At 63.3% G+C, this 19,900-nt stretch carries 18 protein-coding genes; 13 read left to right on the forward strand and 5 right to left on the reverse strand.

Annotated features, from left to right (window positions below; translation table 11 throughout):
* Positions 1-107: 107 nt before the first annotated feature.
* The gene (ehuR, locus tag KY465_RS02795; protein ID WP_219158209.1) at positions 108-1,496 is read right to left on the reverse strand and encodes a MocR-like ectoine utilization transcription factor EhuR; all 1,389 of its coding nucleotides are present in this window, start codon (positions 1,494-1,496) and stop codon (positions 108-110) included.
* Positions 1,497-1,558: 62 nt separating this feature from the next.
* Between ehuR and KY465_RS02800 the strand changes: the two genes are divergently transcribed.
* The 3 genes from KY465_RS02800 to KY465_RS02810 all read left to right on the forward strand — a co-directional run bounded on the left by KY465_RS02800 (position 1,559) and on the right by KY465_RS02810 (position 5,124).
* Positions 1,559-2,047, forward strand: coding sequence for an Lrp/AsnC family transcriptional regulator (locus tag KY465_RS02800; protein ID WP_219158211.1), 489 nt, complete (start codon positions 1,559-1,561; stop codon positions 2,045-2,047).
* Positions 2,048-2,222: 175 nt separating this feature from the next.
* Entirely contained in the window at positions 2,223-3,728 is a 1,506-nt protein-coding gene (locus tag KY465_RS02805) for an NAD-dependent succinate-semialdehyde dehydrogenase (RefSeq protein WP_219158213.1), read from the forward strand.
* A 25-nt stretch (positions 3,729-3,753) separates the two neighbouring features.
* Positions 3,754-5,124, forward strand: a complete 1,371-nt coding sequence (locus tag KY465_RS02810) for an aspartate aminotransferase family protein (RefSeq protein WP_219158215.1) — start codon at positions 3,754-3,756, stop codon at positions 5,122-5,124.
* A 71-nt stretch (positions 5,125-5,195) separates the two neighbouring features.
* On the opposite strand, the gene KY465_RS02815 is transcribed toward KY465_RS02810, so the two are convergent.
* The gene (locus KY465_RS02815) at positions 5,196-6,431 is read right to left on the reverse strand and encodes an acyl-CoA dehydrogenase family protein (protein ID WP_219158217.1); all 1,236 of its coding nucleotides are present in this window, start codon (positions 6,429-6,431) and stop codon (positions 5,196-5,198) included.
* A gap of 176 nt (positions 6,432-6,607) precedes the next feature.
* On the opposite strand from KY465_RS02815, the gene KY465_RS02820 reads away from it, so the two are divergent.
* From KY465_RS02820 to KY465_RS02835, 4 genes are all read left to right on the forward strand, one after another.
* Complete coding sequence (locus tag KY465_RS02820) at positions 6,608-7,360, forward strand: GntR family transcriptional regulator (protein ID WP_219158219.1); 753 nt, start codon at positions 6,608-6,610, stop codon at positions 7,358-7,360.
* The gene (locus KY465_RS02825; protein ID WP_219158220.1) at positions 7,353-8,558 is read left to right on the forward strand and encodes an acetyl-CoA C-acyltransferase; all 1,206 of its coding nucleotides are present in this window, start codon (positions 7,353-7,355) and stop codon (positions 8,556-8,558) included. Before KY465_RS02820 ends, KY465_RS02825 begins: the two co-directional genes overlap by 8 nt.
* 35 nt (positions 8,559-8,593) lie before the next feature.
* Complete coding sequence (locus tag KY465_RS02830) at positions 8,594-9,376, forward strand: SDR family oxidoreductase (RefSeq protein ID WP_219158222.1); 783 nt, start codon at positions 8,594-8,596, stop codon at positions 9,374-9,376.
* Positions 9,377-9,708: 332 nt separating this feature from the next.
* The gene (locus tag KY465_RS02835) at positions 9,709-10,404 is read left to right on the forward strand and encodes an outer membrane protein (protein ID WP_219158224.1); all 696 of its coding nucleotides are present in this window, start codon (positions 9,709-9,711) and stop codon (positions 10,402-10,404) included.
* 118 nt (positions 10,405-10,522) lie between these two features.
* Here KY465_RS02835 and KY465_RS02840 read toward each other — a convergent pair whose 3' ends face one another.
* Positions 10,523-10,837, reverse strand: a complete 315-nt coding sequence (locus KY465_RS02840) for a hypothetical protein (protein ID WP_219158226.1) — start codon at positions 10,835-10,837, stop codon at positions 10,523-10,525.
* Positions 10,838-10,909: 72 nt separating this feature from the next.
* Here KY465_RS02840 and KY465_RS02845 point away from each other — a divergent pair, with 72 nt between their 5' ends.
* A complete protein-coding gene (locus tag KY465_RS02845; RefSeq protein WP_219158227.1) occupies positions 10,910-11,239 on the forward strand; it encodes a helix-turn-helix domain-containing protein in 330 nt (109 codons plus the stop codon).
* Between the two features lie 81 nt (positions 11,240-11,320).
* On the opposite strand, the gene KY465_RS02850 is transcribed toward KY465_RS02845, so the two are convergent.
* Positions 11,321-11,569 carry a hypothetical protein gene (locus KY465_RS02850; protein ID WP_219158229.1) on the reverse strand — a complete coding sequence of 83 codons (249 nt, stop codon included), beginning with the start codon at positions 11,567-11,569 and terminating at the stop codon, positions 11,321-11,323.
* A gap of 313 nt (positions 11,570-11,882) precedes the next feature.
* On the opposite strand from KY465_RS02850, the gene KY465_RS02855 reads away from it, so the two are divergent.
* The gene (locus KY465_RS02855; protein WP_219158231.1) at positions 11,883-13,346 is read left to right on the forward strand and encodes a hypothetical protein; all 1,464 of its coding nucleotides are present in this window, start codon (positions 11,883-11,885) and stop codon (positions 13,344-13,346) included.
* Here KY465_RS02855 and KY465_RS02860 read toward each other — a convergent pair.
* Positions 13,330-14,565, reverse strand: a complete 1,236-nt coding sequence (locus tag KY465_RS02860) for a bifunctional alpha/beta hydrolase/OsmC family protein (RefSeq protein WP_219158233.1) — start codon at positions 14,563-14,565, stop codon at positions 13,330-13,332. The genes KY465_RS02855 and KY465_RS02860 overlap by 17 nt on opposite strands.
* Before the next feature lie 457 nt (positions 14,566-15,022).
* On the opposite strand from KY465_RS02860, the gene KY465_RS02865 reads away from it, so the two are divergent.
* From KY465_RS02865 to urtA, 4 genes are all read left to right on the forward strand, one after another.
* Positions 15,023-16,042 (forward strand): ABC transporter substrate-binding protein, encoded by a 1,020-nt coding sequence (locus KY465_RS02865; RefSeq protein WP_219158235.1) that lies wholly within the window; start codon positions 15,023-15,025, stop codon positions 16,040-16,042.
* 221 nt (positions 16,043-16,263) lie between these two features.
* The gene (locus KY465_RS02870; protein WP_219158236.1) at positions 16,264-17,037 is read left to right on the forward strand and encodes an acetoacetate decarboxylase family protein; all 774 of its coding nucleotides are present in this window, start codon (positions 16,264-16,266) and stop codon (positions 17,035-17,037) included.
* A gap of 142 nt (positions 17,038-17,179) precedes the next feature.
* Positions 17,180-17,983: an SDR family NAD(P)-dependent oxidoreductase gene (locus tag KY465_RS02875; protein WP_219158238.1), complete on the forward strand. Its 804-nt coding sequence runs from the start codon at positions 17,180-17,182 to the stop codon at positions 17,981-17,983.
* 622 nt (positions 17,984-18,605) lie between these two features.
* Entirely contained in the window at positions 18,606-19,871 is a 1,266-nt protein-coding gene (gene urtA, locus KY465_RS02880) for an urea ABC transporter substrate-binding protein (RefSeq protein ID WP_255561471.1), read from the forward strand.
* Positions 19,872-19,900: the final 29 nt, after the last annotated feature.

Below are 19,900 nucleotides of genomic sequence, written 5' to 3' on the forward strand. Positions count from 1 at the left end.
CCGCCTTTTGTTATTATTGTTTTGATTTCACAACGGTGAAACAAGGACAATTCGCTGTCAACACGAATATTAAATCAGTACAATTATACCGACGTCAAGGAGGCGTCTCAATTGGCCAGCAGCGCCGGCTCCGGCTGACCGCGCACCAGCCGGGCCGCAACGCGCAATCCCTTCTCGACCTCCGCCAGTTGCCCGGCCCCGATACAGATGCGCACCGCCGGCGCGACCAGCTCGTCGGCCACCGCGAAAGCCGACCCCGGCGCCACCGCCACGCCATGCTGTCGGGCATGCGAGACGAAATCATCCTCGGTCCAGGCCGCCGGCAAAGGCAACCAGATATGCATGCCGTTCGCATGGCCGAGCACCGGTGTTGCGGCAAAGACCCGGCGCGCCAGTCGATTGCGCTCCGCCAGCGCTTCGCTCTGCCAGGCCACGACCCGCTCGGCGGTTCCATCCTTGATCCAGCGCGCCGCGATCTCGGCAATCAGCGGCGTCGCCATCCAGCTGGTCACCAGGTGCCGGTTCGCAGCGGCAGCCTCGAAGGCCTCCGGCACCACCAGAAAGCCAAGTCTCAGACCGGGCATCACGCATTTCGTCAGGCCGGTGAAATAGAAAGTTCGCTCCGGCGCCAGCATCGCGATCGGTTTGTGACGCACCGACTGCATCGGCCCCCAGGCATCATTCTCGATGATCTGCAGATCATGGCGGGTCGCCACCTCGACCAGCGCGCTGCGGCGCTCTTCCGGCATGATGACCGCCTGCGGCCCGAGCCCCGCTGGCATCAGGAACACAGCTCTGATCCCCTCGCGGCGGCAGGCCTTGTCGAGCGCCTCCGGCAGCATGCCGGCCTCGTCCGACGGCAAACCGCGCAACCGCAGACCCTGGTAGCGCGCCAGCGGTTTCAGCGTGTGGTGGCTCAGCGCCTCGGTCGCCACCAGATCGCCGCCATTGGCTACCGTCATCAAGGCCAGCGCCATTGCCGAGGTGCTGCCATTGGTCAGTACCACGCTCTGGTGACCGAGGCGGATGCCGCATTTGTCGAGCCATTGCACCGCCGCGGGGCGGTGCCGGGACAGCGCCCGTGCCGGACGGAACGAGGAATAGACAAGGTCGGGAAGGTCGTCGGCCAGCTCTCCCAGTGCCCGCCGCATCAGTTCGCCATGCATCGGTTCGAGCACCGGTTTGAGCAGTGACAGGTCGATCAGCTCGCCTTCCTGCCGCTGGGCCAGATACGGCGTTCCCGCCTCGCCGCGGGTGGCGCGGATAAAGGTGCCGCGCCCGACCTCTCCGGTGATGACCCCGCGCCGCACCAGTTCGTCATAGGCGCGGCTCACCGTTTGCACGCTCAGCTTCAGATCATAGGCGAGATTGCGATGTGTCGGCAGCCGATCACCGTATTTCAGCTCTCCGGTTTCGACGGCATGCATCACCGCATCGGCGAGCGACCGATAGGCAGGACGCCGCAGCGAACCCGGTTGTGGCGGCCATATTGTCATGATTTAGTGATGCCCTGTATCGAGACAATTGACAAGCCCCGCGCCCTGGCCCACAGAAATCCATGATCAAGCTTGACGACCGCGATATAAAGATCCTGTCCGTGCTCGAACGCGAGGGCCGCATCTCCAAGACGGAACTCGCCCGCCGGGTTTCCCTCAGCGCCACTCCGTGCTGGGAGCGCCTGCAGCGGCTGGAAAAGGCAGGACTGATAGCCGCCTATCGCGCCCAGATCCACCTCAAGAAGCTCGCCCCGCATGTCGAGGTCTTCGTGATGGCCGAGCTCGACAATCACCGCGCCGAAACCCTGCAGATCTTCGAAAAGGCGGTGCAGCGCTACGACGACATCGTCTCCTGCTGGTCACTCGGCGGCGGCTTCGATTATCTGCTCTACATCGTCAGCCGCGACATCGACACCTATCAGAGGATGATCGACACCCTTCTCGGTGACGGCGTCGGCCTGGCCCGCTACTTCACCTATATCGTCACCAAGCCGGTCAAGGATGGCCCCCTGCCGCTGAAGGCGCTGCTCGCCTCCCGCTCCTCCGAATAGAGTGTCTCTCGCTGATCGCCGCCAAGAACAGAGGATTTCTCGCGGCGAGCCGGAAGTTTTGGTGAATCTCTCTCCTCGCAAACCCCGAAGATAGCTCCATTCGGGCGCTTGTCAGCGAAACGCTCATTCGCCCGCCCTCAATCGCCCGCTTCGGCTTCGTTTTCAGGAGGATGCCATGTCAGCCGCCGCTTCTGCCCCATCCGGTGCCCCGTCGCGACGCCCCGATGCCGCCCCGCATCTGCGTGATCCCGGCCTGATGCGCAGCTTCGCCTATATCGACGGCCGCTGGACGGCAGGCGCGGACGCCCGCAGCCTGGACGTCATCAACCCCTGCGATGGCAGCCGGGTCGGCTCGGTTGCCCGCCTGTCGGCCACCGACAGCACAGCTGCCGTCGATGCGGCCGACCGCGCCTTCCCCGCCTGGGCGGCGCTGCTGCCGCAGGCCCGCGCGGCCATTCTGCGGCGCTGGTATGAACTGATGATTGCCAACCGCGAGGATCTTGCCCGACTGATGGTTTTCGAGCAGGGCAAACCCCTGTCCGAAGCCCTCGGCGAAATCGACTACGCCGCCGCTTTCATCGAGTTCTACGCCGAGGAAGCCAAGCGACCGAACATCGAAAGCGTCACCTCGCATCTGCCCGATGCCGAAGTCGAGGTCTGGCGCGAGCCGCTTGGCGTCGCGGCCCTGATCACGCCGTGGAATTTCCCCTCGGCGATGATCACCCGCAAGGCTGCGGCCGCCCTTGCCGCCGGCTGCACGGTGCTCATTCATCCCTCGGCCGAAACGCCGTTCTCCGCTGCCGCTCTCGCCGAGCTGGGCGAGCGCGCCGGTCTGCCGGCCGGCACTTTCAACGTCGTTACCGGTGATGCGGCCACCGTCGTCGAGCCGTGGCTCACCGATCCGCGCGTCCGCGCCTTGTCCTTCACCGGCTCCACCGAGATCGGCAAGCACCTCTACCGCCGCTCCGCCGACACGGTCAAACGGCTGGTTCTCGAGCTTGGCGGTCACGCGCCGTTCGTCATGTTCGCCGACGCCGATTTCGATCTCGCCGTCGACGAGGCGATAAAGGCCAAATTTGCCACCTCCGGGCAGGATTGCCTGGCCGCCAACCGCTTCCTGATCGAGCGCCCGGTCTACGCGCAATTCTGTGAGGCTTTTGCCAGCCGGGCCGCCGCCCTCACCCTCGGCCCGGGCATGGACGACCGCGATCTCGGCCCGCTGATGAACGAGAAGGCCATCGCCAAGCAGATTGAACATGTCACCGATGCGCTCGATCGCGGCGCGCGTCTGCTGACCGGCGGCCAGGTCGATGCGCAGGGGCCGCTGTTCTTCCAGCCCACCGTGCTCGCCGATGTTCCCGCCGACGCACTGATCATGCGCGAGGAGACATTCGGACCGGTGGCTGCCCTTGCCGCCTTCGATGGCGAGGAGGAAGCCCTGGCGCGCGCCAATGCGACCGAATACGGCCTCGTCGCCTATCTGCACACCCAGGATCCGCGCCGCATCTATCGTGCCAGCCGCGCCATGCAGTTCGGCATGGTCGCCATCAACCGCACCAAGGTCACCGGCGCACCGATTCCCTTCGGCGGCATGAAGCAATCGGGCATCGAGCGCGAAGGCTCGCGGCTCGGGATGGAAGCCTTCACCGAAGTCAAGTATGTCTGCCGCGACTGGGCCTGACACAACCAATGAGAGAGGACGCACCATGCTGCGCAACGACCAACTCGACCAGTGGGATCACGACCACTTCTTTCACCCCTCGACCCATCTCGGCCAGTTCGCCCGCGGCGAGGTGAAGAACCGCATCATCACCGGCGGCGAGGGTGTGCACATCACCGACCGGGACGGCAACCGTCTGCTCGATGCCTTTGCCGGCCTGTATTGCGTCAATGTCGGCTATGGCCGTCAGGAAATCGCCGAGGCGATTGCCGAACAGGCGCGCGAACTGGCCTACTACCATGCCTATGTCGGTCACGGCACCGAGGCCTCGGTCACCCTGGCCAAGATGATCATCGACCGTGCGCCCGATAATATGAGCCGCGTCTATTTTGGCCAGTCCGGCTCCGATGCCAACGAGACCAACATCAAGCTGGTCTGGTACTACAACAACATTCTTGGCCGTCCGGAGAAGAAGAAAATCATTTCGCGCTGGCGCGGCTATCACGGCTCCGGCCTGATGACCGGTTCGCTGACCGGCCTCGATCTGTTCCACAAGAAGTTCGACCTGCCGCTCTCACAGGTGCTGCACACCGAGGCGCCCTATTTCTATCGCCGCGCCGACCTCAACCAGTCGGAAGCCGAGTTCGTCGCCCATTGCGTCAGCGAACTCGAAGCGATGATCGAGCGCGAGGGCGCCGACACCATCGCCGCCTTCATCGGCGAGCCGGTGCTTGGCACCGGCGGCATCGTGCCGCCGCCTGCCGGCTACTGGGAGGCCATCCAGAAGGTCTTGAAAAAGCACGACATCCTGCTGATCGCCGACGAAGTGGTCACCGGTTTCGGACGCCTCGGCACGATGTTCGGCTCGACCCACTATGGCATCGAACCCGACATCATCACCATCGCCAAGGGTCTGACTTCGGCCTATGCGCCGCTCTCCGGTTCGATCGTCTCGAAGGGTGTCTGGGACGTGCTTGAACGCGGCACCGACGAGAACGGGCCGATCGGCCATGGCTGGACCTATTCGGCGCATCCGATCGGTGCTGCCGCCGGCGTCGCCAATCTCAAGCTGATCGACAAGCTCGATCTGGTGACCAATGCCGGCGAGAATGGCGCCTATCTCAACAAGTCGATGAAGGAAGCGCTCGCCGACCTGCCGCATGTCGGCGATGTGCGTGGGGAAGGCATGCTCTGCGCCGTCGAACTGGTCGCCGACCGCGACGACCGCACTTTCTTCGACGCTTCGAAGAAGGTGGCTCCGGCCATCGCCGCAGCCATGGCAAAGCGCAATGTCATCGCCCGCGCCATGCCGCAGGGCGACATCATCGGCTACGCGCCGCCCTTCTGCCTGACGCGCGACGAGGCCGACACCGTGGTCGCCGCCACGGCAGACGCCATCCGCGAAGTGCTCGGCTGACATTTGCGTTCCGGCGGGGCGGGCAGCCGCCTCGCCGGATCTCTATTTTCTGGAACCCTGGCTCCGGCGTGTCAGGGCCGCGCAGACCCGCCGGCATCCCGGTTCGAATATTTGCGCAGTTCCAGCTTGGCGATCTGGTTGCGATGCACCTCGTCCGGACCGTCCGCAAGCCGCAGGATGCGGGCCGTCGCATAGGCCGATGCCAGGCCGAAATCATTCGACGTGCCGCCGCCGCCATGCACCTGGATCGCCCAGTCGATCACCTGGCAGGCCATGTTCGGCACCGCCACCTTGATCATCGCGATATCGGCCTTCGCCACCTTGTTGCCGACCGTGTCCATGCGGTGCGCCGCGTTCAGCGTCAGAAGCCGCGCCTGCTCGATCATGATGCGCGATTCGGCGATGCGCTCCTGGGTCACCGTCTGCGCCGCCACCGGCTTGCCGAAAGCCACCCGCTCGGAGGCACGCCGGCACATCTTCTCAAGCGTCCGCTCGGCCAGGCCGATCAGCCGCATGCAATGGTGGATGCGCCCCGGCCCAAGCCGCCCCTGGGCGATCTCGAAGCCGCGCCCCTCGCCAAGCAGCATGTTCGATTTTGGCACCCGCACATCGCGGAACATCACTTCCGACGCGCGATCGGGCACGCCGTAGAAACCGAAGACCGGGATCGATCGCACCACCTCGACGCCGGGCGTATCCTTCGGCACCAGGATCATCGACTGCTGCTTGTGCCGGTCGGGATTGTCCGGATCGGTCTTGCCCATGAAGATGATGATCTTGCAGCGCGGATCGGTGGCGCCCGTCGTGTACCATTTATGACCATTGATCACATAATCGTCGCCATCGGCGACGATGCGGCTTTCGATATTGGTCGCATCGCTCGAGGCCACCGCCGGCTCGGTCATCGCGAAGGAGGAGCGGATCTCGCCGGCCAGAAGCGGCTTGAGCCATTGCTCCTTGTGCGCTTCGCTGCCGTAGCGCTCGAGCACTTCCATGTTGCCGGTGTCCGGCGCATTGCAGTTGAAGATCTCCGGCGCCATATGCGCCCGCCCCATGATCTCGCAGAGGGAGGCGTATTCGAGATTGCTCAGCCCGGCGCCGCGCTCGGATTCGGGCAGAAACAGGTTCCACAGCCCGGCTTCCTTCGCCTTCGGCTTCAATTCCTCGATCACCGGCTGCACGCCCCACGGACCGACCTCCTCGGTCTCCCGGTAAAAGCGCTCTTCATTCGGATAGATATGCTCATCCATAAACGCCTCCAGGCGTTTTTCGAGATCCTGCACCCGCTGCGATTTCTCGGTAATCATCACTGCCACTTTCTCATGTTTGATTTTCCCGGACGATAGGCGGGAACGCAGGCCTGCGCAAGATCGTCAGACGATTTTGATTGACTTTGAAGGTGCGCGGCCTGTTTTATGGGTCCCGAACGAAGGACCAGCCTCGCTTCGAAATGGCCGCAGACAACCGACAGGACGCGCCACGCGTGACCAGGAACTCCGACGACACCAGCGATAAACCGGCTGCCGCCCATCGCCCGGCGGCAGGCCAAGGCGGGCGCAGTTCCTCGCTGCAGATCGTGCGCGACGTCGTGCGCGGTCTCTATGAGGGCCGCTATGTCCCCGGCCAGCGCCTGGTCGAGCCGGATCTGATGCGCCGCTACAAGGTCAGCCGCCCGACGGTGCGCGAAGCGCTGACCCGGCTCGCCGCCGAGGGGGTGGCGACCGTCCTGCCGCATCGCGGCGCCCAGATCCGCCAGCTCACCCGCCGCGACGCCGGCAACATTCTTGCCATTCTCGAAGTCACCATCGGCCTTGCCGCCCGACTTGCCGCCGAACGGATCGACGCGCCCGGCGCCGCCGCGCATTTCAAGACCGCCTATGCGGAGCTGGCCGCTTTTGCCGGCGAGCGCGACTCCTATGATCTGGTCCGCGCCCGCAATCGCTTCTATCGCGCCATCACCCGCATCGGCGGCAATGCCGATCTCGAACGCCTGCTCTCTAGCTTCCAGGTCCATCTGATCCGCGCCAATCTGCATCAGCCGCCAGCCCAGCGCTTTGCCGATTATGCCGCCATCGCCGACGCCATTCTTGGCGGCCGCCCCCGGATTGCCGAGGAGGCGGCGCGCGACCATATCCGCCATCTTGCCACCGCCGTGGCCGACGCGCCCGACGATCTTTTCGCGCCCGCCGACGATCGCCCGCCCGCGTTCAACACCGAGGATTTCGACCATGCGTGAAGCCGTCATCGTGTCCACCGCTCGCACCCCGATCGGCAAGGCCTATCGCGGCGCCTTCAACACCACCCAGGCTCAGACCCTGGGCGGCCACGCACTGAAACATGCCGCCGAACGCGCCGGCATCGACCCGGCGAGCATTGATGACGTCCTGATGGGCACGGCATTGCAGCAGGGCTCGACCAGCAGCAATATCGCCCGCCAGTCGGCCCTGGCCGCCGGTTTTCCCACCTCCGTCGCCGGCATGAGCCTTGACCGCCAATGCGCCTCCGGCCTGATGGCGATCGCCACCGGCGCCAAGCAGATCATCGTCGATGGCATGACGACCGTCGCCGCCGGCGGGGTCGAGTCCGTCTCTCTGGTGCAGAACGAGCACTACAACAGCTTTCGCGCCAGGGACCCGGCGCTGGTGGAAAGCGTGCCGGCCATCTACATGTCGATGCTGGAAACCGCCGAGGTCGTCGCCGCCCGCTACAATGTCTCGCGCCAGGCCCAGGATGACTATGCTCTCCGCTCGCAGCAGCGCACCGCCGCCGCCATCAAGGCCGGCCGCTTTGACGACGAGATCGTGCCGCTGACCACCACCAAGATCGTCAGGGACAAGGCGACCGGCGAAAGCCGCGAGGAACAGGTCACGCTGCAGCATGACGAGGGCCCGCGCCCGTCAACAACCCTTGAGGATCTGGCCAAACTGCAGCCGGTGTTCAAGGATGGCCTCGAGATCGCCGAGGGCCGTTACATCACCGCCGGCAATGCCAGCCAGCTCTCGGACGGCGCTTCCGCCACCATCCTGATGGAGGCCGGCGAGGCCGAACGCCGCGGCCTCGTCCCGCTCGGCGCCTATCGCGGCATGGAAGTGGCCGGCTGCGATCCCGACGAGATGGGCATCGGGCCGGTCTTCGCCGTGCCGAAACTTCTCAAGCGCCACGGTCTGAGCGTCGATGACATCGATCTGTGGGAACTCAACGAGGCCTTTGCCTGCCAGGTCGTCTATTGCCGCGATCGTCTCGGCATCCCCGATGAGCGCCTGAACGTCGATGGCGGCGCTATTTCGATCGGCCATCCCTACGGCATGTCGGGCGCCCGCATGACCGGCCACGCCCTCATCGAGGGCCGCCGTCGCAATGCCCGCTTTGTCGTCGTCACCATGTGCGTCGGCGGCGGCATGGGCGCCGCCGGCCTGTTCGAGGTGTTCCCTTGATAGAGCACTCCGCCAGCAATCCGGGAGAATGACAAATGCAGATTGAAGGCAGGATCGCCGTCGTCACCGGCGGTGCCAGCGGCATCGGCAAGGCGCTGTGTCATGCTTTGGCCGAGGCCGGCGCCGGCAGGATCATCGTCGCCGATCTCGACGCCGCCGGCGCAAACACCGTCGCATCGGCCATCGGTGGCGAGGCGGTGACCTGCGATGTCTCCGAGCCGAGCGATCTCGCCGCGCTGATCGATGACGTCGAGGCGCGCTTCGGCCCGATCGACCTGTTCTGTTCCAATGCCGGCATCGCCACCGGCTTCGACCCGACTTTTGCCAATGCCGCCGGCGCAGCGCCGCACGTCTGGCAAAAGGCCTGGGCCGTCAATGTCATGGCGCATGTCGAGGCGGCCCGCCATCTCATCCCGCGCATGCGGGCGCGCAATACGGGCTATTTCCTCAACACCGTCTCGGCGGCGGGGCTGCTCTCGCAGGTCGGCAGCGCCGTCTATGCCACCACCAAACATGCCGCCATCGGCTTTGCCGAGAATCTCGCACTGACCCACCGCGATGACGGCATCAGGGTATCGGTGCTGTGCCCGCAGGGCGTCGATACGCCGATGCTCAGCGCGCTCCCGGAAGGGCCGCAATCGGGCGATGGCGTGCTCAGCGCCGGGGATGTGGCGCGCGTCGCCCTTGACGGCGTGCGCGACGAACGCTTCCTCATCCTGCCGCACCCGCAGGTGGGCGGTTACATGCGCGCCAAGATCGACAATTATGACCGCTGGATCGCCGGCATGGCCAAATTGCAGCGGGCGATGAAGGGCTGAGGCTCCCGATCCCACCCGCACGCCACCGCCGACACGTGCCTTCACCGCCCGGCAATCGCCCGAGCTGAAGCAGTAGCGATTTTCACGCACTGTTGCAGGATTGTCACGGGGATAATTTCAAGCTCCATGCAAGCTGAACCTGTTGATTGCGCGACGGATAATCTGCTCTGCCCTCCGCTTCACGCGCCCGCCCCCACAGCGCCGAACGGATACATGAGCCCCCGGCCCTCTACCCGGCGACGAAGCCACTTCCCGGGAAACGTCGGGCGCGCTATGATCACTGACGGGGCACCACCTTCAGCTTTATGGGTCGTATGATGAAGCAGATTTTGATGGGCCTCCTAGTCAGCGTGCCGCTGACCCTCCCGGTCTACGCGGCGGATGATCTGGCTTACGAGGTCGAGCCAAGCTACAATTGGACCGGGTTTTATGCAGGTTTCGCCGCCGGCTACGGCTGGGGCGACGCGCGGGCCGAGGATGTCGATGGCTACAACGGTGACCTGCCTTTCAGCTATGACGTCGACGGTTTTGTCGGCAATTTCTATGCCGGCTACAATCACCAGTTCGCCAATGGCTTCCTTCTCGGCGCCGAGGTCGAACTCGGCTATCTCGGCATTGAGGGTGGACGCCAGTCTCCCGTAACGGTGGCTTCCGGAGCGCCGGCCGATGACAGTTTCTACTCCACCGATGGCGGGGTGTATGGCGCTCTTTTCGCGCGTGTTGGCTACACATTCGACCGCGTTCTCCTTTACGCCAAGGGGGGCGTGATCGCGGCGGATATCGACCAGGGATTCCGCGACACGGACGCGACAGTATTGGGAGGCCTTATCGACCCCACAGAAGACAATGTCGATATCGGACTTGCGATCGGCGGCGGTTTGGAATTTGCCGTTACACCGTCGATTATCGCGCGTCTGGAAGGACAATACGTCGATTTCGGAACGACGGAGGCAATCGGAGACGGCTTCCGGTTCCGTCAGGATCTGGACTTTGCCGTCGTCAAAGCCGGAATCGCCATAAAGTTCTGAGCGACTGGTCCGCGCCAACACACCAAGGCGGCCGTTGAGGCTCTCCCTGACGGCCGCAACTGTGCTGACGGCGCGCTCGGCGCCGAACGCGGTCGCACGCCTTCGCTATCATGCGCCGTCATGCGCCGTTCCCGTTTTCCGGTCGCACGACCCGCCCGCGCTGCACCAATGCGCGCCGCACCCGCCGCCATTTCCCCTGTTCCGACGGCGCGCAGCGCTGCCAGGCCAGATGCTCCTCGATGAACGCCATCTCGGCCGCCTCGGCGCCGTACTGCGCCACAAGCTCCTTGGCCACCCGCGCAATGTCCCGCCGCGATAACAACAGCGGCACCACATGAAACCGCCACGCCGCCCGCCCGACGACGATCAGCACCAGGCCGCCGAAGATCAGGAACGGGAGGAAGGGAGAGGAGGGCATGCCGACATAAACCACAGGGAAAGTTCATTTTGATAGGAACGCATCCTACATGGACACGGTCAGCCTGTCAGGAACATTTTGTACGGGATGGACGTGTTTGCAAAAAACCTCAGACGACGGGCGCAGGAGCTTGGCCTCGCCAATGCCGAGGTCGCCCGCCGTGCCGGTCTGAGCGAACGCCGCTACGCTCACTATGTCAGCGGTCGCAATGAACCGGACCTTGCCATGCTGCTGCGCATTGCCGAGGTTCTGCAATCGACCCCGAACGACCTTCTCAGCGCCACCGCCGCTGCTGCGAGCGATCCACGCACAACGCTGCTCGATCGCCTCAACTCCGCCGCCACGTTGATGACCGACAGTGATCTGCAGGCCGCGATTGCACAAGCTGAAGCAGTGGTTCGGCTACGGCGCCGCTGAACGCCCGGTTCTGCGAGCACGCACACCCCGCACCCGCGGCTTCTCTTCCAACTCATTTATTTTGCAAACACGACTTCATAGTCACCGCACACAGGCGAAGGTCGACAACTGGCCAGCATTCACTGCGAGTGCGTGTTCCTTGTGCCTGCGCTCCTCCTCAAAACGCTGGATATTCGGCTCGATCCGGCGCATTTCAGTCTCGAGCGCCGTTATCTGCTGTCGGACTAGGGCGAGTTCCACCTCTAGCCCGCCAGTTGAAAGACCGGCAACTGACCCAAAAGACCGGCCTATGGCGCTGACGGCCAGCCCGGCCGCATTGCGCTGCCGCAACGTCTTCTCCTTCGATCGAAGCGCGCTCAGACGCCGGCGCATTTGCGCAAGCGCAGAACGTCTTCGGTGGACCGCAGCGCTCGCCTCCTTCACATCGGCCTGCAATTGACGATCGATCTGCCTCAGACTCCGACATCTCTGCGCATCTTTTTCTCTTAGAATTCCAGCATCTCCGCACTATGATCAGAGTTGTCAGAATAAACTGGCGGAGAAGGCAGTGGATAAACTTGCAGAAAGCTTGGTTTTTTCTTATGCAAGCCTCGCCCGTACGTTGCGTTTGAGCGGCTGCCGGCACCGGCAGTTGAAGAACTTGTTGTCCGTGCTTCCTCTCGCATGTCTGATGCTGATCAGCTGCCTGCTCGCTCCGGTAGCGGCGGACGCACAGCACCTCGCCTCGCTACGCGCCGAAATTCCGGCCCTGGCGCCGGAGCCGGACTGGTCGTTCAGCACGCACCCCGTCACGCCGCCCCCGCTCCCAATGCCATTCGAGATCGCGCTCCTCAATCGGCTGCCCTTCGCGGAGATCATTCGCCTCGACATCTTTACCGCCGCGCTGCGGACCGGGTTTCATGCCTATGAGCGGCGCTTCCCGAATTTTGCGGCAAGCGGCACGGCCGAGACGCGTTTTCGCGCCTACAAGCGCCATCTGGCAGCGCGGGACAATGCCGTCATGAGTCTTTCTGTCGGCTACGGCCTCCGTGACGCTCTCGAACGCGCCGGCACGGCCCTCGGGCGGTCGGATCTTTCCTATTGCGGCTTCTTTTCCCGGCCTCCCGCAGACGCAAAGGAACGCCGCTTCACCACCCTTCTCGAAGAGCTGGTCAGCTATGCGCGCCTCGGCCTGACGCAGGCCGTCATCGAACTCTATTTCCAGGGTGAAGCGCAAAGCGCGGTGCGGCTGAACAGCGATGTGCGCCATGCGCTGCGGACGGCCATGCAGCGCGCCGGGATCTACGCCCTCGACTGGGATTTTCAGCGCCGGCAGCCCGATCCCGCGGCCGCACCGCCGGCCTTTCCTGACGCTCCGGTCAGGGACGGATCCCTGGACGCGGCGCTGCGCACCACTGCGCCCTGCCCCTTGCCGCTTGTGCGCGACGCCCGCCTTGGCGGCTGGTCCTTCACCCTCGCCCCGCATCCCTTTTTCCATGAAATGACGGTGGCGGAGGCTGCAGCGACCCGGATGAGCGAAAACGCATCGTTTGCCGAAATGCTGCAAACCCAGTTCGCCATTTACCATGCGCGGTACCCGGAATTTGCGGCGACCGCCTCACAGTCAACCCGCCTTGCGGCATGGAAGGAGCATATCGTCGGTACGGAAAATCCGGTAGCAGACGGGGTAATCCTGCAGCTCCTGTTCTACGATCTGCTCGACGCGCTGGGCCACCAGGACGGCGAGGCCGTTCTGTTTTGCGGTGGGCCCGCCGAGCCGCCGCAAACCCCTGCGGAACGGCGCCTCGTCGCGGGCATGGATGAACTGCTCGGCTATGCCCGCCGCGGTTCGACCCGAGCCATGTTCTATCTTCCTATTCTCGGCAACCGGCAGCCCCCTCTCATGCTCAATGCCGATGTCGCGTATTTCCTGCGCGCCGTCGAGAACCGTCACGGATCGCCGGTCGGCGCGGCGCGGCGCCCGCTGCCCCTCCAGGATGAAAACCTCGCCGGCCTGGCACGGCAGATCACCCCGCAGCGGCGGTGCGCGCTCGACGCCGCGGTCGCGCGCCTTGATTTCGAGGCGGTTTTGCGCAGCTCGGCCCCCTGCCCTACTCGATCTCCGTGACGATCGCCGATGACTGTTCGAGCGTCTTGTGCACCGGGCACAGATCGGCGATGCGCTTGAGATCGGCGGCCACCTCGGCGCTGACCGGCCCGTCCACCCTGATGCGCCGCTCGAACCGGTCGATGCGCCCCTCGCGCCCCTGCTGCTCTTCGCTGCACGCCGCGCAATCCTTTGCATGCACCTTGGCATGGCTGACCTCGACCGACAGGCGCGGCAGATCGAGCTTCTTGCGCTCGCCATACATGCGCAGCGTCATCGACGTGCAGGCGCCGAGCCCGATGGCGAGGAAATCGTAGGGCGTCGGCCCGCTGTCATCGCCGCCAAAGCTTTCTGGCTCATCGGCAATCAGCCGGTGCCCGCCGACATCCACCCGCTGCTGGAACTTGCCCTGGCCGGTCTCCGTCACCCGCACCGCGCCATCGGGTAAAACGGTGTCCGGCGTGGCCTGCGGTGCCGCGGCGGCATCGAGATAGCGCGCTGCCCAGCCGGCAATCACATCGGCGGCAAACTGCGCATCGATCGGCCGCGACAAGAGGTGATCGGCGCCATCCAGCGAGATGAAGCTTTTCGGATGTTTGGCGGCTAGGAAGATGGCGCTGGCATGATCGATGCCGACGCTGGCGTCCCGTGGCGCATGCATGATCAGGAGCGGCTTTTTCAGCTCCGCGATACGCTTTTCCAGCCGCGCCGCGCAGGCATCCTCGACAAATTGCCGCTCGATGGTGAACGGCCGGCCCTCAAGGCTCACCTCGACGGCGCCGTCGGCGCGGATCGCCGCCAGGTCGGCCTCGAAATTCTCCAGCACATGCGCCACATCCGACGGCGCGCCGATGGTCACCACCGCCTTGACGCCATCGATCTCGCCGGCCGCCGCCAGCACCGCCGCGCCGCCCAGCGAGTGGCCGATCAGCAATTCCGGCGCCCCGTGGCTTGCCGCCAGATGCGCCGCCGCGCATTTCAGATCTTCGATATTCGAGGAGAAATTGGTCGAGGCGAACTCGCCCTCCGACGCCCCGAGCCCGGTGAAATCGAACCGCATCAGCGCGATACCCTCGGCGGCAAGCCCCGCGGCGATGCGCTTGACCGCCAGCAGATCCTTCGAGCAGGTGAAGCAATGCGCAAACAGCGCATAGCCGCGCACCGGCCCGTCCGGCAGATCGAGCCGTGCCGCCAGTTGCGCCCCCGCATGCCCGTCAAATTGCAGTTTCATGCTGGTCATGTCACCTCGCTCCGTGTCCGTTTCGGCCAGCCTGCCGCCGGCCTGTCTTAAGCCGCCACCATGCGCCATCTGCGGGGGCCGGGTCCAGCCGCGCCGCCACGCCTCGCCTTCACGATCTGGCGAGGCCGGCGGAGTGAAACCCGATACCGGATCGGCTGCGATAGCGCGCTCACCCGCCGCCCGTCTGCCGCCGTCACGAAAAACGGCAGGCCCGGCGCCATCTTTCCACGCCGAACCGACCGAACAGCGCTAGGCCTCTTATTGAAAGATTTACTTAATAAACACTGCAATATTATTTACTTGCGTAAGGAAAATTTTTCTTGCCTAATTTGACTTCACGCCGCCTACTGAAAGCAAAAAATATAGGCAGGCATGATTTATAAATAAAAGATCAGATTCAATAAGAATAAAATAGTATTTCTGCTCTTTTGAATTCAGAAAAGTACGGGAGAGATTTATGCGTTGGAAGAAACTTGGAATAGCCATCTCCGCGGTTGCTGTCATGGCGCTTGGATCAACGCATGCGATCGCTCAGGAAAAAAATATTGTTCGCGTCCATGAGTACCCGGGCAGCATCATTCATATTGTCAACTGGGTGATGCGCAGCAAGGGGTTCTGCGCCGAGGAAGGGCTCGAGTGCCAACCGGTCTATCTGGCAAGCGCCATTCTGGCAATGCAGGCGGCGAAGACGGAAGGAGTGGACATTATCGTCAGCTCTTTGGACGTGATGATGCAGGCGGTGGACAAGGGCTATGAACTTGAAATTATCGGTCCGTATCTCACCAACAACGTCTATTCCCTCTCCGCGTCCAGCGAGGTGGCTGCGACGGTTGCGGACAAGTCCTACCCGGAGAATATAGAGGCGCTTGCCGGCAAGCGTATCGGTGTCGTGGCGCGCGGCGGCTCCCCCGAAATGATCGCCAGGGCCCTGTTGGCCGGGGCCGGCATGGAGCAAGACGAGGTGTTCTTCGTGGCGGTCGGCGGGCCGGCTACCGCATTTGCGGCCCTGACTGCCAAGCAGGTCGATGCAATTGTCAGTTGGGATCCGGTTCCGGCGCTCTGCGAAGCGACCAAGTCGTGCGCCGTCTTCGCTGATCTTTCAAGGGGCGAGGGTCCTTCCGATTTGCAAGCCATGAACGGCGGCTATGTCGCTTACTATGCTCCCAGCGAGTATCTGCAGGACAACTCTGCGATCGCCGATGCCTTCATGCGCGCGCATGCGCAAGCCGTGAAGTGGCTTCAGGATCCGCAGAACCTTTCTGAAGCCAAGCAGATCGTCAACGAGCAGTTCAAACTCGGCGATGATGTCCCGGATCGCGAAGCCGTATTGGACCAGCTCGTCCAACGCACGATCGAGGGCTACGGCCACAATTTCGATCGCAAGGCTGTCGATGGATTCAACGAATTCCTGCTCTCCTACAAGCTGATCGACAAGCCGCTAGCCGTAGAGACCATAGTCTACGACAAGGCACCCTGATTCCCGCAGAGGGTCGTCGCAAGTAGTTTTGCAAAAGCGTCGCGGCGAGCGGCGCAAAGATGAGAGCACTGCTTCCGCGCTGGCGGGTCCGAGGCGATCTTCGGGCCCAATGGCTGCGGCAAGCGGCCGCTGCGCCGATAGCCCAGCCCGACCCGATCGATCCGTCATAAGAGAATGCAAAAGCGCAAGGCGCTGTCGCAAAATGAGCAAGGAGACTACCGATGAGCAGCGAGAATTTGACAGATCGCTTTGATATGTTTCTAGGCACTGCAGCCTATCCGGATCCGTTGAATCCCTATTCATCGAATGACTATCGCGGAATCACCGCACTGTGCCGCACCGATGCCGATGTCGTGAAGAAGATCATTGCCACGACTCCGTTCGAATATGTCGACAATCTATTCCAAATCACGTTTGGAGATTCGAGCAACTCTGTATTTCCGCACAGCCACCGGGTCGACATAGCCGGATACATGCATTTCCGCTTCACGATTCCGGTTCGCTACAAGGATATCGTTGGCGGCTATACATTCACATGGTTCGAGGATCACTTCGCCGCCGTGCTTGCAGGACGCGAAGTCTGGGGTTATCCGAAGAAACTGATGTCCGCCACCTATGAGGAGACGGATGACGCGGCGGTCGCGACATGCACTGTAGGCGACGATCAGCTCATCAGGATGGCTTTCGATTTCAACAGCGAGCCGGTCGATGATCTCCCTGCGATCAAGCTCAATCCGCATCTGATGATCCACACGGTTTCAAACCCGGAAGGTCCGGGCATCATCCAGAAACGCATCCTGACGCGTGATCCGTCTCCCGACAACAAGCCGAAACACGCCCGCACCGGCAAAGTCCGAGTCGCACTGCGTGGCAATCGGGCCAATCCGCTCGATGCGCTGTTGCCGATGGAGGTCCTGGGCGGCGTTTACAGCCAGGGCATGCACGTCAGCAGTGAAGAGAACGGCTGGGCCAAGATCATAGATCAGCTCAAGTAAACGCGCCCGGCGTCGCACCGGCATGTGTCGCACGTATTCGCGCCGTCTGGCTTGACGCCCGTCTGGCTTCGCACGTGTCTGGCTTGGCACTCGGGCGCCGGCATTCCTTGTCCTTGGTGGACACATATCTCAGGAGAACGCGATGAAAAGGTTCGACGGACAGGTGGCTGTGATCACCGGTGGCGCTTCCGGTATCGGCCTGGCCATAGCCGAGGCGCTGGCCACGGAAGGCGCGTCGGTCGCCCTTCTCGATGTCAACGCGGCATCGATTGCCGATGCGCTGGCCACACTCTCGCTGCCCGAAGGGCGCGCCCGCGGATATACTGTTGACGTCACTCGCGAAGAGGAGGTGGCTGATGCATTCGCCAGGATCGACGCGGAGTTCGGCCGCCTCGATGTTCTGGTCAGCGCGGCCGGGATCATCGGGCGCGGCTCGCTCGAGGAGACCGAAAGCAGCCAGTGGAAGCGCGTCCTCGACGTCGACCTCAGCGGGATCTACATGGCTTCGCGCGCCGCACTCCCGGCGCTCAAGCGCGCCGGCGGGGCAATCGTCAACATCGCTTCGATCGCCGGCATTCGGGCTGTCTCGCCACAAGTGAACGTCGCATATGCCGCCGCGAAGGGTGGCGTCATCAGCCTGACCGAGCAGATGGCCGCCGAGCTCGCTGCGCATGGCATCCGTGTCAATGCGGTCTCGCCCGGCTTTGTCGAGACCCCGATGAGCAGTGAGCAGCGTTCGATCGGTGCCCATCATGGCTGGACGCGGCGCATACCGTTGCGTCGTTATGCGCAACCCTCGGAAATCGCCGAGGTCTGTCTGTTCCTCGCCTCCTCGCAGGCGAGCTACGTCACCGGCACCAACCTCGTTGTCGACGGCGGCCTGACGGTTGTGCTGACGTCCGACACGATCCCTGCACCGGCTGGTGATGCTGAACCTTCAAAGTGACCGTATGACATGAGGATATGCCGCCAACGGCGCCGCTGCCGGTCCATTGCAACGCCGCGGCCCACGCGAATAACTGCGGAGAGCGTGGTCGCTGAAAGCCGCTAGCCCCACGCACCCGCCTCAAAGCGCCGCCATACTTCGCGCCTGACTTCTGCAGGTCGTTTATCTCCAGATTAATCGCCAAGCCGGCAAAGGCCAGGGTTTCCTCAAGGCGCGGCTTGCCCGCCATACGCAGTTGCGATCTTCGCAGTTGAGGAGAATTCTCCCGGTGCTTGCCGGGCTGCGCGTACCTGCCCCACTTGGCCCTGGCATCCCCTCACCAAACCGCGTGCCTTATTCTTGTGCAGTGCAAGAAATTTAGGCGAAAAAGCACACCCCGCCGCATGAATAGGAGGCATCGAGCGGCGTCGCCGGCGATGCCTGCCGGGTGCGGCAGGAAAAGTTAACGCTTTGACAACAAAGGAGTCTTGCGGCGCGAAACCGCAGAAGGGTTCATCTGGCACGATTTGTGCAGTGCAAGGTCGGTGCAACTGACTTTCAGAGGGAACACAATTCAATGAACCATATTGCCCGCACATTCGGCTTCATCGCGCTCGGTGCAGCGCTGACCGCAACCTCAGCCATGACCCCTGCCAGCGCGCAGGAAGACACCATCAAGGTCGGCATTCTTCATTCGCTCTCCGGCACAATGGCGATCTCCGAGACGACGCTGAAAGATGCCATGCTGATGCTCATCGAAGCGCAGAACGAAAAGGGCGGCCTGCTCGGAAAGAAACTCGAGGCCGTCGTCGTCGATCCGGCCTCCGACTGGCCGCTCTTCGCCGAGAAGGCGCGTCAGCTCATCGAGCAGGACGAGGTCGCCGCGGTGTTCGGCTGCTGGACGTCGGTGTCGCGCAAATCGGTGCTGCCGGTCTTCAGCGAGTTGAACAGCATCCTCTTCTACCCCGTCCAGTACGAGGGCGAGGAAAGCGAGAGGAATGTCTTTTACACGGGCGCCGCTCCGAACCAGCAGGCCATTCCTGCGGTCGACTATCTGATGAACGAGGAAGGCGTCGAGCGCTGGGTGCTGGAGGGGACCGACTACGTCTATCCGCGCACCACCAACAAGATTCTCGAGCAGTATCTCCTCGACAAGGGTGTCGCCGCCGAGGACATCATCGTCAACTACACGCCGTTCGGTTTTTCCGACTGGCAGACGGAAGTGGCGCGCATCAAGGAGTTCGGGTCGGCCGGCAAGAAGACCGCGGTGGTCTCCACCGTCAACGGCGATGCCAATGTGCCGTTCTACAAGGAACTGGCCAACCAGGGCATCAAGGCCGAGGATATTCCCGTGGTCGCCTTCTCCGTCGGGGAAGAGGAACTGGCGGGCATCGACACGGGGCCGCTGGTCGGACATCTGGCGGCGTGGAATTACTTCCAGAGCGTCGAAACCGAGGCGAATGCCAGCTTCATCGAGGAGTGGCATGCCTTCACCGGGGACGAGGCACGGGTCACCAACGATCCGATGGAAGCGCACTACATCGGCTTCAACATGTGGATCAAGGCGGCGGAAGCGGCCGGCACGACCGATCCGGATGCGGTGATCGCAGCGCTTCCGGGCATCGAAGTGCCAAACCTGACGGGCGGCATCTCGAAGATGCTTCCGAACCACCACATCACCAAGCCGGTGCTGATCGGCGAGATTCAGGAAGATGGCCAGTTCGAAGTGGTCTCCGAGACCGACGATCTGGTTCCGGGCGACGCCTGGTCTGACTTCTTGCCGGAAAGCAAGAAATTGAAGTCCGACTGGGTCGACCTGAAATGCGGCAACTACGACACCGAAGCGGAAAAATGCATTGCCGAAACCGCCATGGCCGAGCCGGCCACTGAAGCGGCCAAGTCCAACTAGGACCCTCCGCCACCTCCGGACCCCTCCGC

Source organism: Neohoeflea coraliihabitans, assembly GCF_019334345.1.
Classification (GTDB): Bacteria; Pseudomonadota; Alphaproteobacteria; order Rhizobiales; family Rhizobiaceae; genus Pseudohoeflea; species Pseudohoeflea coraliihabitans.